The organism is Stutzerimonas zhaodongensis (assembly GCF_003696365.1).
Taxonomy (GTDB): domain Bacteria; phylum Pseudomonadota; class Gammaproteobacteria; order Pseudomonadales; family Pseudomonadaceae; genus Stutzerimonas; species Stutzerimonas zhaodongensis.
Genome location: NZ_RFFM01000002.1, coordinates 656,913 through 671,806, shown reverse-complemented (window position 1 = coordinate 671,806; position 14,894 = coordinate 656,913). Strand labels below are relative to the sequence as shown.

Annotated in this window: 15 protein-coding genes; 10 read left to right on the top strand and 5 right to left on the bottom strand. The window is 59.0% G+C overall.

What is annotated here, in order from left to right:
* The first annotated feature begins 53 nt into the window (after positions 1 to 53).
* From EA797_RS11515 to EA797_RS11505, 3 genes are all read left to right on the top strand, one after another.
* Entirely contained in the window at positions 54 to 518 is a 465-nt protein-coding gene (locus EA797_RS11515) for a VOC family protein (RefSeq protein WP_122165326.1), read from the top strand.
* On the top strand, positions 518 to 1,342 hold the full coding sequence (locus EA797_RS11510; protein ID WP_122165325.1) for an aldo/keto reductase: 825 nt from the start codon (positions 518 to 520) through the stop codon (positions 1,340 to 1,342). Before EA797_RS11515 ends, EA797_RS11510 begins: the two co-directional genes overlap by 1 nt.
* A 79-nt stretch (positions 1,343 to 1,421) precedes the next feature.
* The gene (locus EA797_RS11505) at positions 1,422 to 2,393 is read left to right on the top strand and encodes an SDR family oxidoreductase (protein ID WP_122165324.1); all 972 of its coding nucleotides are present in this window, start codon (positions 1,422 to 1,424) and stop codon (positions 2,391 to 2,393) included.
* Between the two features lie 74 nt (positions 2,394 to 2,467).
* On the opposite strand, the gene EA797_RS11500 is transcribed toward EA797_RS11505, so the two are convergent.
* Entirely contained in the window at positions 2,468 to 3,349 is an 882-nt protein-coding gene (locus tag EA797_RS11500) for a DUF6279 family lipoprotein (protein WP_122165323.1), read from the bottom strand.
* Positions 3,350 to 3,531: 182 nt separating this feature from the next.
* Between EA797_RS11500 and EA797_RS11495 the strand changes: the two genes are divergently transcribed.
* Positions 3,532 to 3,720, top strand: a complete 189-nt coding sequence (locus tag EA797_RS11495) for a hypothetical protein (RefSeq protein ID WP_122165322.1) — start codon at positions 3,532 to 3,534, stop codon at positions 3,718 to 3,720.
* Positions 3,721 to 3,726: 6 nt separating this feature from the next.
* On the opposite strand, the gene EA797_RS11490 is transcribed toward EA797_RS11495, so the two are convergent.
* The 4 genes from EA797_RS11490 to EA797_RS11475 form a co-directional block, all read right to left on the bottom strand.
* Complete coding sequence (locus EA797_RS11490; RefSeq protein WP_122165321.1) at positions 3,727 to 4,266, bottom strand: hypothetical protein; 540 nt, start codon at positions 4,264 to 4,266, stop codon at positions 3,727 to 3,729.
* Between the two features lie 74 nt (positions 4,267 to 4,340).
* On the bottom strand, positions 4,341 to 5,102 hold the full coding sequence (locus EA797_RS11485) for a substrate-binding periplasmic protein (protein ID WP_122166274.1): 762 nt from the start codon (positions 5,100 to 5,102) through the stop codon (positions 4,341 to 4,343).
* Between the two features lie 142 nt (positions 5,103 to 5,244).
* Positions 5,245 to 5,967, bottom strand: a complete 723-nt coding sequence (locus tag EA797_RS11480; protein WP_122165320.1) for an RNA pseudouridine synthase — start codon at positions 5,965 to 5,967, stop codon at positions 5,245 to 5,247.
* A 95-nt stretch (positions 5,968 to 6,062) separates the two neighbouring features.
* Complete coding sequence (locus EA797_RS11475; RefSeq protein ID WP_122166273.1) at positions 6,063 to 6,242, bottom strand: hypothetical protein; 180 nt, start codon at positions 6,240 to 6,242, stop codon at positions 6,063 to 6,065.
* 282 nt (positions 6,243 to 6,524) lie between these two features.
* Between EA797_RS11475 and EA797_RS11470 the strand changes: the two genes are divergently transcribed.
* The 6 genes from EA797_RS11470 to EA797_RS11445 all read left to right on the top strand — a co-directional run bounded on the left by EA797_RS11470 (position 6,525) and on the right by EA797_RS11445 (position 14,860).
* On the top strand, positions 6,525 to 8,867 hold the full coding sequence (locus EA797_RS11470) for a glucose/quinate/shikimate family membrane-bound PQQ-dependent dehydrogenase (protein ID WP_122165319.1): 2,343 nt from the start codon (positions 6,525 to 6,527) through the stop codon (positions 8,865 to 8,867).
* A 91-nt stretch (positions 8,868 to 8,958) separates the two neighbouring features.
* On the top strand, positions 8,959 to 9,795 hold the full coding sequence (locus tag EA797_RS11465) for a CvfB family protein (protein ID WP_122165318.1): 837 nt from the start codon (positions 8,959 to 8,961) through the stop codon (positions 9,793 to 9,795).
* A gap of 297 nt (positions 9,796 to 10,092) precedes the next feature.
* Positions 10,093 to 10,623, top strand: a complete 531-nt coding sequence (rfaH, locus tag EA797_RS11460; RefSeq protein ID WP_244214101.1) for a transcription/translation regulatory transformer protein RfaH — start codon at positions 10,093 to 10,095, stop codon at positions 10,621 to 10,623.
* Positions 10,624 to 10,927: 304 nt separating this feature from the next.
* Complete coding sequence (locus EA797_RS11455) at positions 10,928 to 12,085, top strand: outer membrane beta-barrel protein (RefSeq protein ID WP_122165317.1); 1,158 nt, start codon at positions 10,928 to 10,930, stop codon at positions 12,083 to 12,085.
* A gap of 43 nt (positions 12,086 to 12,128) precedes the next feature.
* On the top strand, positions 12,129 to 12,662 hold the full coding sequence (locus tag EA797_RS11450) for a polysaccharide biosynthesis/export family protein (protein ID WP_122165316.1): 534 nt from the start codon (positions 12,129 to 12,131) through the stop codon (positions 12,660 to 12,662).
* Entirely contained in the window at positions 12,662 to 14,860 is a 2,199-nt protein-coding gene (locus EA797_RS11445) for a GumC family protein (protein WP_122165315.1), read from the top strand. The genes EA797_RS11450 and EA797_RS11445 overlap by 1 nt, the downstream gene beginning before the upstream one ends.
* Positions 14,861 to 14,894: the final 34 nt, after the last annotated feature.

The following is a 14,894-nucleotide window of genomic DNA, read 5'->3' as shown; positions in this document are numbered from 1 at the left end:
GCTATGCGAAGCGTTTTTCCACTGCGCTGCCGCGTCAATCGGAAGGAGCATTCATGTCCCAGTATAGCAAGAACACCACGTCCAACTTGATACCGTGCTTACGCTACCGCGATGTGCCTGCCGCATTGGAATGGCTGTGCCGGGCGTTCGGGTTCGAGCAGCAGCGCGTCATCGAGGACGAGCAGGTCGGCATCATCCATGCGCAGCTCAGTTTCGGTAGCGGCATGGTGATGCTCGGTCCGGTGGTCGATTCCGAGTATGGCCGTCAGGTCAGGCAGCCGGACGAGGTGGGCGGTGTGTCTACCCAGAGCACCTATGTCATCGTCAACAGTGCGGATGGTCTCTACAACCAGGCGAAGGCTGCGGGCGCTGAAATCGTCATCGAACTGAAGGATGAAGACTACGGCGGTCGCGGATTCAGCTGCCGCGATCTGGAAGGACATCTGTGGAATTTCGGCACCTATGACCCCTGGTCCGAGCCGGTCGCCGAGCAGAACGCGCCACGGGAGGCATATTGATGCGCACCCTGCAGTTACCTGATGGAGCGGCAGTACCTGTGATTGGTCAGGGCACCTGGCACATGGGCGAGAACCCCGCTGAGCGCCAGAACGAGGTTGCCGCCCTACGCGTTGGCATCGAGCTTGGGATGAGCCTCGTCGATACCGCGGAGATGTACGCCGAGGGCGGTGCAGAGGTCGTCGTGGGTGAGGCGATCCGCAACTGCCGCGAGCGGGTATTTCTGGTGAGCAAGGTCTATCCCCACAACGCCAGCCGCACAGGTGTGCCGAAGGCTTGCGAGCGCAGCCTCCGCCGGCTGGGCACGGACTGTATCGATCTATACCTGTTGCATTGGCGTGGTCAGCATCCGTTGGGTGAAACGGTCGAAGCTTTCGAGCGCCTCAAGGAGCAGGGCAAGATCCGCCGCTGGGGTGTCTCGAACCTCGATCTCGACGACATGCACGAGCTCGACTCATCCGCATGCGCGACCAATCAAGTGCTCTACAACCCGGCCGAACGAGGGATCGAGTACGACCTGTTGCCCTGGTGTCAGGCGCAAGGCATGCCGGTCATGGCCTATTGTCCGCTGGGGCAGGGTGGCGATCTGCTGCGCCACGCAGCTGTTAGAAAGGTTGCCCTCCATCATGCTGTACAGCCCGCGCAGGTCGCGCTGGCATGGGCGTTGCGCCAACCCGGAGTGCTGGTGATACCCAAGTCATCGAGCCCCGAGCACCTGCGTGCCAATGCCTCGGCTGCGGAGCTGAAGTTGACTGCCGATGACCTTCAATTGCTTGATGAGGCATTCCCACCACCAAATCGGCCGCAGGCGCTGCAGATGGTCTGACATCGATGACCCCGGGCGGGGAATGTTTGCCTCGTCGTGGCTGTCAGCTATGAATGACAGCCATAACGGAGGAACGAACATGAGTGAATCCAGACTCGAAGGCGCGGTGGTGGTCATCACCGGTGCCTCCAGCGGCATAGGCAGAGCTGCTGCCCAGGCTTTTGCCCGTCAACGCGCCCGTGTCGTGCTTGCCGCGCGAGACGAAGAGGCATTGCAAGAGGCAGCTGAGGAGTGCAGGTCGCTAGGGGGCGAAGCGCTGGTTGTGCCAACGGACATGACGCTGAGTGACTCCGTCGAGCAACTGGCCAGCGCAGCTGCTGAATTCGGGCATGGCCGCATCGATATCTGGATCAACAATGCCGGAGTGGGGGCGGTTGGAGCCTTCGACGAGACGCCATTGGACGCCCATGAGCAGGTGGTGCAGACAGATCTGATCGGTTATCTGCGTGGCGCCCATGTAGTACTGCCTTACTTCAAGCAGCAGGACGGCGGCATCCTGATCAATACATTGTCGGTTGGCAGTTGGGTGCCGCAGCCCTACGCTGTGGCGTATTCCGCCAGCAAGTTCGGCCTGCGCGGCTTCTCTCACGCCTTGCGCGGCGAGCTGGCGCAGTGGCCCGGCATCCATGTGTGCGACGTGTACCCCTCAATGGTTGATACGCCCGGTTTTCGCGATGGCGGTAACTACGCCGGGCGTTCGTTGCAGCCACCGCCACCCCTGTGCGATCCACGTAGGGTTGCCGATGCTATGGTGAGCCTGGCATTGCATCCGCGCCATACCACCTCGGTGGGCATCACGGCGACCTTGCTACGGTTGGCCCACTTCATCACGCCTGGGTTCGACCAGCTCTCGGGGCTGCTTACCGGTGCTGCACTACGCAGTGCCGACCGAGTTGCACCATCGTCCGGCAACCTTTTCCATCCGGCACTCGGTCAGCGGCGAATCTATGGACACTGGCGCAAGGTTGATTCCAAGCAGCGCAACTTGCTGGTTGCGGGGGGAGTGGCGGCAGGCCTGGTTGGATTATTGCTCTGCTGCCGTAAGCGCTAACCGGGCCGGTAGTCAGCGAGATTGACTAGTGCCTCGATCCGATCTTCGGATCGAGGCTGTGGTCTGGGTCTGGGCTACGGCTTACGAGGTTCGGGCAAGCAGTCGAGTGTGCTCAGATCCTTGCGTATGCCTTCGAGTTGGTTGTCGAGGTGGCGCCGCTGCTTTGTATCAGACAAGTCATAGAGGTCCGCAACGAGATCGATACTCGCCTGTTCGGCACGGGCGAAGGCGGTCTTGTACTCGGTCGTCCATAATGACTCCCTGTCCTGCAGCAGGCGGGAAATCTGCTCCTCGAATCCAGGTTCATGACGCTTTTGGAGGGCCTCGACAAGCGACTGCTGCCACCGAGCACGATTATCCAACCAGAACCGATTCTGCGGACCGAGCGAATCTGCCCATTCGAGGATTCGCTGCCGTTGCGCTGCATTGGTGCTACCCAGCCATTGATCGACTCGCTCGCGCATACGGTCGGCACGGTCGTTGATCTGCTTGGACAACGGCGGCTTCAAGTACTTTTCCTCACGCTTGCGGCGCTCATCTTCGAGCGCAGCATTGAGCTGGCGTACCTGCCCGTCATCGAGCTCGCGCAACAGGCGCGTCGTGGTCGGCGTAATCTCGAGCGCGATGGCCTGAACCGCCTGTTTTGCGTACTGGTAATGCGTCCGCAACGCCGCCTTATTAATTTCTCCCTGGCGCACTTGCTGCTGCACATGCGCGATTTTATCGAGGTAGCTCGGCAGCTGGGTCTGGCAGTGCCAGCTCAGGTGCTCACGCAGCTGACCTCGGAACGCCTTTTGCTGATCGCGATTCATGTCCAGATAGTCGTTGAGCGACCACGGAATCAGCAGATGCAGGTTGCGGTATGCGAGGTTCATTCTGCTGCAGCCGGCGACGACCAGGGTGATAGCTATCAGCACCAGCCATGCCTTGCAGCGAAGCGTCTGACGGATCTGCATCGGTGCCCCCGTGCTTGAGTGTCTGCTAAACGTGTTCGCTCATTCAGTAGAGCGATTGAGCGGTGCGCCAGTTCGAAGCAAAACAGCAACCGCTTGTTTCCTGTGACGAACCGTTATCGCTGTGGCAGCTCATATTAAGAAGGCGCAACTGTGCGTCCGACTACATAGAAGGGGAGAGCATCATGCAGACAACGATCCGACATTTGACTGGAGATGAGGTACCGCAGGGCTGGCGCCCGACCTGGGTGACCTGCTGGGTAGTGGAGGTGGACGGCAAGACTATCGCAGGTCCCTACGCCACCCGTGAGGAAGCGCAGGCCGTGATGGATGGAGATCAGGATCCCAAGATCTCGCAGACCCCTACGCCCTGACGAGTGTCAGGGGCAACGGTCCTCGCAGGGATCAAATCGCTCGGGGAGCGGAGGCGGCGGCTCGACGAGCTGGGAAACCAGCTCCAACGCCTTGTCGAACGACGGGTAGCCGCTTTGGGCGACGTCCAGCTTGGAGTAGGCCTCGCGGTAACCCTGAGCTTTAGCCTCGTCACGCTGGTCGAGAAGGTAGGGGTCCTGATACATCTTGTACAGCAAGGCCATAGCGTGTGGATGGCCCTTCGCACTCGCCTCTTCCAGTCGGCTCACAACCTGCTCCGGTTGAGGGCCTTGGCGAATCAGCAGCAGGGCCTGATAGAACTCGATCTCGCCGCGCTCATCTAGCGCGGCGCTACGCTTGAGTAGCGCGTCGGCAAGTTCATAGCCTTCTTCATCGCCAATCGCGATGAGTATCTTCGCCTGCAGCAGGTCATTCTGATACAGCATCCGCTCCGCGCGGCAACTGCCGTCGCTGCCATTCTGATCACATGGCTGGGAAGCGCAGCCGCCCAGTACAGCGAGCAGTCCTATCACCAGTGCGTTTTTCATTGCTGCCCTGTTCTCTTGATTATTTGATTGCCAGCGTTTGGTCTGACAGGCGCAGGCCTTATCTGTTCAGCCTTTCATCCTCCGCTGGCCATAGGCTTGAGTCCGTAACGGAACAAAAGAATCTGCCACTCGGGGTTGCTTGGCAAAGCCTCGATGAACTCGGCAAGAAATGAACTGACCGCCTCTTCCAGCGCATCGGTCACCAGCAGGTGTCGACCGAATTCGTACAGCGGTGAATCCGAGACGTACAAGTTCTTGTGCTGTGCGTGTTTGAGATAGTAGAGCAGAGTGGAGCGCGAGATCAGGAGTGTGTCGATACGACCGGACATAAGCTGCGCGAAGTTTTCAACGTCGGTCTGAACATCCTGGCGCGTGATCCTGCCCCTCTCTACATCGGAATTGAGCGCCCTGTAGTTATGACCTTTCACGCCTCCAAGGACTAGACCGTGTAGCGCTTCGGGTCCGGTGTAGTCGAACGGCGCGTCAGGCAGCGAGACGAAAACTTGTTGATCCATTAATAGAGGCCGTGACCACCTGCCATTATTGGCCAGCGCGGCAGAGAAAAAGCTCGGGGTAGCCCAGAGGAGCACCCCGGGTCGCTTTCGCTCCAGCTCCAGATCCACGCGATCGCGGGCAAGCCTGGTCAGTTCGAATCTGAAGCGGCCCTTGTTACCAGGATCATCGTTGAGGAGTTTGACGAAATCGCGTGATAGCCCTTGGTTTTCATCAACAATGAAGGGCGGAGCAAGATGATAGGTCCAGACTTCGACTCTTTGCTGCGCGCCACACATTAGGGGCAACAAAGCAAACATCAACAACAGTGCAAGTCGCTGCATGATGAACCCTTGCAACAGAATGGCTGACGCCCGGCTCGCGATTCGCCGAGTACGACCTATGGACAGCATCTGTCTGGCCAAGTGCGAGCATGTTCGGCGGCACAGCGAGAAAGATCAGCGCTGATGCACAGAGGTTAGCTGGCTAGAAGCGCTCGTGCTCGCCGAGAAAGCGCCATTGGCCGACAGGTAACTTCGCCATAGATAAACGGCCGATGCGGATTCGCTTGCAGCCGAGCACTTTCAGGCCGATCGCTTCGCAGAGTTGCTGCAGATCGCCCGGTTGCGGGGCCTTGAGCACGATCCGCAGCTTGGTTTCGTTCTGCCAGCTTGCTTTTGCCTTTGGCAGGATTCGGCCGCGATGGCCTATCCCTTTGGCCAGTAACGCCAGGCCGTTTTCCTCGGGCTCACCCGCTACCTCGACGACGTATTCCTGCTCGAGCTTGCCGCGAGGATCGTCCAGCGCACGGATGATTTCGCGCTGCTGGCTAAACACGACAAGGCCGGACGCACCCTGCTCAAGCGGCATCAGTGCCGTCTGACGCGCGAAGTGGCGCTCACGTGGGGTAAGTCGTGCATCATCCCCGCTCCAGTGGCTCGCCTTGGCCAGCTGTAACTGTGCGCCGGACGTGTCTGGGGCAGTGGCATCGCCGGAAGGTTTGTGCAGCAACAGCGTAACGGGTGGCGATTCTGCGGCGGTGGCGCCGGGTAAAAGCTCGATAAGCTGGTCGCCGACCTTGAAGTAAGGTGCCTCGTTGATCACGCCATCGACCTTGACCCAGCCACCTTCGATATAAAGCTCGGCCTCGCGCCGGGAGCAGCCGATTTGCTCGGCAACGCGTTTGGACAAGCGTATCGGGTCGGTCATGTTGTGCTCGGGTGCTTCGGAAGGGGAAACCTGGCGAGCCACTGCAGAAAGCAGGAGTAGCGGAGGCTCGCTTGCTAGGTTAGGTGACGCGGATGTTACTTCTTGCTGATGGTGATCTGGCGAGATGGGCCTTGAGTCTGGCCACTGACCCCGTTGGGGATCTTCTGAACTTCACCGCCGGATTTCAGGAATGCAGCCATCTGGTTGGCTAGGGATTCGCTGGTTTCGCTGGCGGGTTCTGGTTTACGTTTGGCGGTGGTGGTTTTAGCGGCCATCGTCATCTGGTTCCTTTGATCAGTCGAACCGGACATTATACAGATCTGGCTAATTTTTGTTCGATTTTCTCACGGCTCTACATGTTAGCTGGGTGAATCTCCACCAGGCTGGCCTACGGCCGGCTTTTTCCGCTTTTCCAGGGAGCATTCGGGCCGACCACCGGTCCACTGCACTGTCAGGCCGGATCGAGCGGATCGGCTGGCATGAATTCCGGCAGGGGATGCTTGCAACAGCGGTATGTTCGTCATCTCCGGCCACTCAGAACAAGAAAGGAGCCGAACGTGGCGGTCATCATTACTGCAGTTCTATCTATCATTCTCGGGCTTGCACTTGCGGTCGGTGGCTGGAAGGTCATTAGCTTGGGCGGGACCTGGTATTTTGCGGCGCTCGCAGCGGGATTCCTGCTGACCGGTGTATTGCTGCTGGTCCGTAGCCGCGCTGCGCTTTGGGTATATGCGTTGGTGATGGTGGGTGCGCTGGGGTGGGCCATCCATGAAGTGGGCTTCGACTGGTGGCAACTGGCGCCTCGCGGCAGCATCATCGCGCCTCTGGGCCTATGGTTACTGTCTCCGTGGATTTGTCAGCGGTTGGGTTGGCAGCATTTCGGCGCGCGAGCCTGGGGAGGCAGTGCGATTCCGCTGCTAATCGCCGTAGTGCTCTGGGGTGCGACCGCCTTTCATGCAATCACCACCGATAACAACGACATCAGGGGCATGCTGCCGCCACCGCTGGCCGCCGCTCCGTCTGCTGAAACGAACAGCCCGGTCGATGTGCCAGACAGCGATTGGCACGCCTATGGCCGCACCCAGCACGGCACCCGTTATTCGCCATTGGCTCAGATAACGCCCAGCAATGTCGATCGTTTGGAAAAGGTCTGGCACTACCAGACGGGCGATCTGCGTCGCCCCGGTGACCCGGAAGAAACCACCTATGAAGTAACGCCGCTGAAGATCGACGACAGCCTCTATATCTGCACACCGCACAACTTCGTCATCGCCTTGGACGCCGAAACGGGCGAGGAGCGCTGGCGCTTCGATCCGCAGGTACCGGATTCGTCCAATCGGCAGCACCTGACTTGCCGCGGGCTTTCGTACCACGCCAGCAAGACGCCAACCGTCGGTCAATCCTGTCAGCAGCGCCTGTTCATGCCCACTGCCGATGCGCGGCTGATCGCCCTCGATCCCAAAACCGGCAAGGTCTGCCCGGCATTCGGCGAAAACGGCGCGGTGAATCTGTGGAAGAACATGCCGCACGTCAAAGAGGGCTTCTATTACTCGACCTCGCCGCCGGTTGTAGCCAATGACCTTGTGATCATCGGCGGGGCCGTCAACGACAATGTTTCGACCACTGAACCGTCGGGCGTGATTCGCGCCTATGACGTTGTCACCGGTGAGCTCAAGTGGAACTGGGATCCGGGCAATCCTGAGCAGACAGAGCCTATTGCGGACGGCGAAACCTACAGCGAGAGCACGCCGAACAGCTGGAGCATCTCAAGTGCTGACGAAAAGCTGGGGCTGATCTACGTGCCGTTGGGCAACCAGGTGCCGGATCAATGGGGCGGCAATCGCAGCGAAAACAGCGAGCGATTCTCTTCATCGATCGTTGCACTGGATCTGCAAACTGGGCAGCTGCGCTGGGTGTTCCAGACCGTGCACCACGATCTGTGGGACATGGATGTACCGGCTCAGCCGAGCCTGGTCGATATCCAGACTGCGTCCGGAATGGTTCCTGCGCTGGTGGCGCCAACGAAGCAAGGCGATATCTATGTGCTCGATCGCCGTACCGGCAAGCCGGTGCTGCCTGTCCGTGAAGTGCCGGCGCCACAGGGGGCCGCAGAAGGGGACTGGGTTGCCGCGACGCAGCCGGTATCCGCGCTTTCCTACGAACCACCGAAGTTGCGTGACACTGACCTGTGGGGCGCGACCTTCATCGACCAGATGATGTGTCACATCCAGTTCAATTCGCTCCGCTACGACGGGCGCTACACGCCGCCATCCACCCAGGGCTCGCTGATCTATCCAGGCAATTTCGGGGTGTTCAACTGGGGCAGCGTCGCGGTAGACCCAGTCCGGCAGATGGTCTTCAGCGCGCCTTCCTATCTGGCTTTTACCTCTACGCTGATACCGCGCGAGAACGACGAGGAGACCTATGTTTCCGATAGCGAGCCTTACCTGAATGAAAACTTCGGCGCGCCGTTCGCTGTGGAGCTCAAGCCCTTCGTTTCCCCTATCGGCCTGCCGTGCACCGCGCCGCCATGGGGGTACGTGGCAGGAGCGGACCTGCGCACTGGCAAGACTCACTGGTTGCGCAAGAACGGTACGGTTCGCGACCGTGCGCCGATTCCGCTGCCATTCGAGATGGGCGTACCGAGTCTCGGTGGTCCGGTGGTCACCGCAGGCGGCGTCGCGTTCCTTTCCGGAACGCTGGATTACTATGTTCGCGCCTACGACGTGACGACCGGCAAGCAGCTATGGCGATCGCGTTTGCCAGCTGGTGGGCAGGCCACGCCCATGACCTATCAAAGCCGTTCGGGCCGGCAGATGGTAGTCGTGGTTGCCGGGGGGCATGGGTCGTTGGGTACCAAGGCAGGTGACTCGATCATCGCCTATGCGCTACCCCGATAGCCGATCGGTGTTTCAGGCACCCTGCGGGCCGCACGCTTCGTAGCGAGCGGCCTGCTAGAATCGCCGCCTTCGACCTAGAGGATTAGTGAACATGGCTGCAATCGGGCGCTTCAATAGCCTGCAAATCGTCAAGCACACCGGTTTCGGCCTTTACCTCGACGGCGGTCCGGATGGCGAAATTCTGCTGCCAAATCGTTACGTCCCGAAGAACACGCCAACCGAGGTGGATGATTGGCTCAACGTGTTCATCTACCTCGACAGTGAAGACAAGCTCATCGCGACCACAGAGAAGCCAAAGGTCCAGGTAGGTGAGTTCGCCAGTCTGAAAGTCAAGGAGATCAATCGCATCGGCCTGTTCCTCGACTGGGGGCTGCCAAAGGACCTTCTGCTGCCCCATTCAGAGGAAAAGCGCCCGCTGAACGAAGGCGATTACTGTGTCGTCCACGTTTACCTGGATAAACACACACGTCGGATTACGGCCACGGCGCGGCTTGATCGTTACCTCGACAAGCTCCCCGCCCGGTACAAGGTGGGCGAAGCCGTCGAGCTTCTGGTGGTCGAGCCGACCGATCTTGGCTACAAGGCAATCATCAATGGCAAGCATTGGGGCCTGATCCACAAGAACGAAGCCTTCAAGTTCCTGCGCGGTGGAATGAGCGAGAAAGGCTTCATCAAGGAGGTTCGTGCGGACGGCAAGATCAGCCTGAGCCTTCAGCCTGTTGGCAGCGAAGCCGGTGATGCGCTGCAGGCGCTGATACTGCAGAAGCTTCAGGAAAACGGAGGCAGCCTGCCGGTGAGTGACAAGACTGCAGCTGACGAAATTGCGCGTCTTTTCGGCGTCAGCAAGGGCAATTTCAAGAAGGCAATTGGTGGTCTCTATAAGCAGGGCCGCATCGTCATTCACCCGGATCGTATCGAACGCGCCTGATTGGGCCCGGCAGGAGGCAAGCTCCTGCCGCACGCCTGTGCAGGTTGCCATCTCGCAGCCTTTTTTCTCCAGTTCCACCTTGCCTCTGCGTTACTACCGCTACTCGCACGCTGGCTGAATTACTCACGTTCACGGCGTGCAGAGCACCTCTCCAGACTGAGCCTTTGTCTCCCCTCGAATGTTGCCAGGTGTTACGGCCGGGAACTCTGCGCGATCGATTCGGGTCCAGAGAGGGCGCTTGATATCGGATAAGGAAAGTCGGCTCAGTTATTTCGCCGAAGGCTACTCGGAGAAGCTGTGGATAGTGAAATGGTATTGCCGGCAAGAAACTGGTATCTGCTGCAGTGCAAACCTCGGCAGGACGCGCGTGCCTTGGAGCACCTGGAGCGGCAGGGGTTTGAGTGTTATGCACCCGTGTACCAGGTGCAAACGATCAGTGCTGGAAAGCTGCGTGTGAAGGAACAGCCATTGTTTCCCGGTTATGTGTTCATTTGCATGGGCATGGAGGACAGCTGGCTCGCGTTGCGCTCCACGCGCGGGGTCAACCGGGTCGTCGCATTCTGTGGGCAGCCTTGTCAGGTCCAGGATGCCATCGTCGAGCATCTCAGGCAGCGCTGCGCCAACACAGAAACGCATCGCGCATTGAGTTCGGGTGATCGTGTGCAAATCCAGGTAGGTGAGTTTGCCGACATGGAAGCGATATTCCTGTCCATGGATGGCGATGAGCGGGTGATGTTGCTGTTGAATGTGCTCAATCGTCAGCAGCGGGTTCAAGTGCGCCTGGCGCACGTCCAGCCCGTTTCCCAAGGTGTTGTTGCGCCTCTCTAAGAAGAAACATCGATTCCGCTTCTTTAGCTGTATCTGCCAGCGCCGACCAGTTGGTCGAGCGTGAGAGCGGTTGTGGGCATTTACTGCCGATCATTGATTACAGGGGAGGCTCCCTGGGGCGGTAGCGTGTCTGAAGCTATTGGCGTGAGCGGATTTGAAGCGGTTTTGAAACTGACCATTCATCGATTCTGCAACTGTCCGGGATATTTGCGGTCTGTTGCGTGTCTATGCCACCTCACATAAGCCAGCGTCGCGGCCGGAGTTGAGGCATGAACAATAATTTATCTCCGAGAAGGGATTCCAAATGAGGAAGATCACACTTCCAGGTGTATCGCTACTGTGCGTCGTGTCCGGCAACAGCTGGGCGGTAAACGACCCGCAGGACATTCGCATCGGCGGTTTCGAGTTCACCCCTACGCTGATCGTGCGCGAGAGCTACGACGACAACTATCGCGGGCTGTCGGATAACGAGCAGGCATCCTGGGTGACGGGCATCAACCCGACCTTTTTGTTGGGAACCGGCAACCGAAATAGTGAGTACGAGCTTGAGTACTCCTTCAATAGCGACATCTTTCATTCAGATTCCGAAGCCAGCAACACCGACCACCACCTCAATCTCAGAAGCGTCATGGAGTTCAACTCCCGTAACCGTCTGAGCTGGGGATTGGGCTACCACCGTGTCGAAGAGACCGCGGATACCGAAGACATCACTGAGAACGACAAGTACAGCAGCGCTATCGCACGTGCCGCCTACAGGTTCGGTGCGCAGACTGCACGCAACCAGCTCGAGTTCGGTACGCATTACGAACGCCGTCGCTACCACAACAGCGGCAACCTCAACGCGTCCGAAGAACGCGACAGCCTGATGTTCAATTCCATCTGGTTCCATCGTCTTGGCGCCCGGACCCGTTCGCTGGTCGAAGTTCGCCATACCGATCACGACTACAAGCTCTCCAGTGCCCTGCGCGACAGCACCAACATGGCGTTGCTCGGCGGTGCGACCTGGGACGCTACTGCGAAAACCTCGGGAAGCATCAAGGTTGGTGCTGAGCGCAAGGACTTCGACAGCAATCAGCGCAAGGACTTCACCAGCCCGATGTGGGAGGCGAATGCCACCTGGAAGCCGCGCTCCTATTCTGCTTTCAAGCTCACCTCCCGCCGCGCATTCGATGAGGGTGACGACGGCGCCAGCACCATCAATGACTGGACCACGCTGGCCAGCTGGGAGCACGACTGGACCTCGCGCATCGCGACTGAGCTCAACTACCGCTTCTCTGACCGGGAGTACGAAGGCATCAATCGGGACGACGAGCGAACGTCTTATGGTGCCGGCGTGATCTGGTCACCAGACCGCTGGATCGACGTGAAGCTGTCGTATCTCAGAACGGAAAACGACTCCAGCCTGAGCTCGGAGAGCTACGACAGAAACGTATACCTGCTGAGTTTCGACCTGAGCCTCTAGGCCAGGAAGGACGTAAAAAACCGTGCATAAGGAGGAGCCAAGCATGCGCATCCCGAACATCTACAAAGTGTTTTCCCTGTTGGTTTTATTGGTTTTAAGCGGCGCTGCCAGTGCAGCTCAGTATGAGCTCGGTTCTGGAGATGTGGTTCGCATCAGCGTCCACGGAGAGCCGGATCTGTCCTTCGATGAGATCCGCCTCACTGACGCGGGGACCTTCACCTTTCCATTCATTGGTGAGGTCGACGCTAACGGCAAAACGGCGGGAGAGGTGCGTTCGCTGCTAACGGAAAAGCTCAAGGAAGGTTATCTGATCGATCCGCGTGTTTCGGTATCGGTTGTCAACTACCGCGAGTTCTACATCGCCGGTGAGGTAAAGCTCCCTGGTGGATATCCCTATCAGCCGGGTCTTACCCTGGATCGGGCGATTGCCCTGGCTGGTGGCTTGACCGAGCGCGCTTCTACCAAACGCATGAGCATCGTCCGGGGTTCCGAAGGCAGCAGAGCCGCCGAGAAAGCCACCATGGACACCCTGGTTCGCCCTGGCGACACGATCAACATCGATGAAGGATTCTTTTGATGAATAGCCCAGTTCGCCCGGATCGACCGTGGCAGCGCCCCGCAGGGCAGGCAACGGATAGCGATTTTATAGACCTGAAAAAAATCTGGCATGCGATCTGGTCGCGCAAGTGGGGCATCATCCTGCTGGTCGCGATAGTTGGCGTGTTGGCTGCGTTTTTCGTTTCGCGTATCACTCCGATCTACAAGGCCGTCGGCACCGTATTGATCGAAACCAAGGGCACCCCCGTGCTCTCGTTCCAGATGCCGGATGCGCCAAAGGAAATCAGCGAGTACCTCCAGACTCAGCTCAGCCTCATGCAAAGCCGAGGCGTTGCTCAGCGTGTAGTGCGGGACTTGACCTTGATCGAGCATCCCGAGTTTGATCTGCGCCAGCAGCCCAAGCCATTGATCAACACGGGCGCGATCAAGCGGATGTTCACTGGCGAGGAAGTCGAGCCGCCGACCGAGGCTGAGCTTCTGGACTATGCAACCCAGCGGTTCATGGACAGCACCAGTGTGTGGGTTGAAGGCAAGAGCCAGCTGGTCTATCTCTCGGTTTCGATGGCCGATAGCCTGACGGCTGCGCAAGCCACCAATCAGCTGGCTCAGGCTTATATCGAGGCGCAGCTGGAAGCCAAGGTCGATATGTCCATGACAGCGGCCAGCTGGATGAATGATCGACTGGTTTCCCTGCGTGAGAACCTCCAGGCATCCGAAGACCGCCTGCAGGCCTATCTGGACGCAGAAGGACTGGTCGACCTCAACGGCGTCGGCACCATCAGCGCCAATGAGCTCTCGCTCACCGGTGATCGGATGATCGACGCACGTCGTCAGCGTGCCGAGGCTGAAAGCCAGTACCGTCAGGTCGAGTCCATGCGTAGCCAGGGTTGGGAGCGTCTGGCCAGCGTGCCAGCTGTTCTTGGTCATCCGCTGATCCAACAGTTCAAAGCCGATCAGGCCCATGCCCGGTCGCGTGTAGAAGATCTGTCGCGTCGTTATGGTGATCGTCACCCGGCAATGGCGTCGGCGCGTTCCGACCTCAACGCCGCTACGGCAAGCTTGCGTCAGCAAGTCGAGCAGGTCGTGGCGAGCATCGAGCGTAACTATCAGTTGGCAGTTGCCAATGAGAACTCGCTGCGTGCCTCGTTCGATGAAAACAAAGACCGTATCCAGGACATCTCCCGCAAGGAGTTCAAGGTTCGTGATCTGCAGCGCCAGGTCGAAAGTGACCGTGCCCTCTACGAAACCTTCATGACCCGACTGCAGGAAACCACAGCGACCTCGGACCTGAGCTCGACCAATGCACGCATTGTCGACTCTGCCATACCGCCGACTGTGCCTGCCGCACCTAACGTGCCGCTGATCATGGCCGTAGTGCTGTTCCTTGCACTGATCCTCGGCATCGCCCAGGCGATCATCCGCGAGATCCTGGACAACACCTTCAAGAGCTCGGAAGAAGTCGAAAGCAAACTGAACCTGCCGGTGATGGGTATCGTTCCGCAGGTCTCGCGCAAGCTGCGTAAGGACGTCAGCCATTTGTTCGAGCGTAGCGGTGACAAGCGCTTCTGCGAGGCTGTGCGTACCATCCGCACCAACCTGCTGTTGAGCGAAACCGGTCAACCTCGGCAAGTATTGGTCATAACTTCCACTGGTCCGGGTGAAGGCAAGAGCTCGGTGTCGGCCAACCTCGCTTTCGCCATGGGGCAGTTGCATCGCGTACTGTTGATCGATGCCGACCTGCGCCGCGCCACGCTGGACAAGGCCTTTGACTTCAAGCCGGGCACGCCAGGGCTGGTCAACCTCATCGGTGGCAATGCCAAGCTCGAGGATTGCATCCATACCGTCGGAAACGTCGACATGATCTCCGCTGGCGCCGTGCCGTCCAATCCGCTGGAACTGCTGTCTTCGCCACGCTTCGCCAAGCTGCTCGAGGTTGTGAAAGGCCGCTACGACCGCATCATCATCGACTCCCCGCCGAGCCAGGCGGTCAGCGACGCTGCCGTACTCTCGACGCTGGCCGATGCCGTGATCTACGTCGTCAAATCTGACAGCACCTTGATTCCGCACGTGCAGAAGGGCGTGAGCCAGCTGCAGAACAGTAACGCACCGGTAACAGGTGTCGTGCTCAATCATGTCGATATCGAGAAAGCCAAGAAGAACGGTCAGTTCCGTGGCTACTACGACCATTACGGATACAGCGAGCAACAAACGGTCTGATCCGGCTCGCTTTATGGTCATCGGGTCAGGTTCC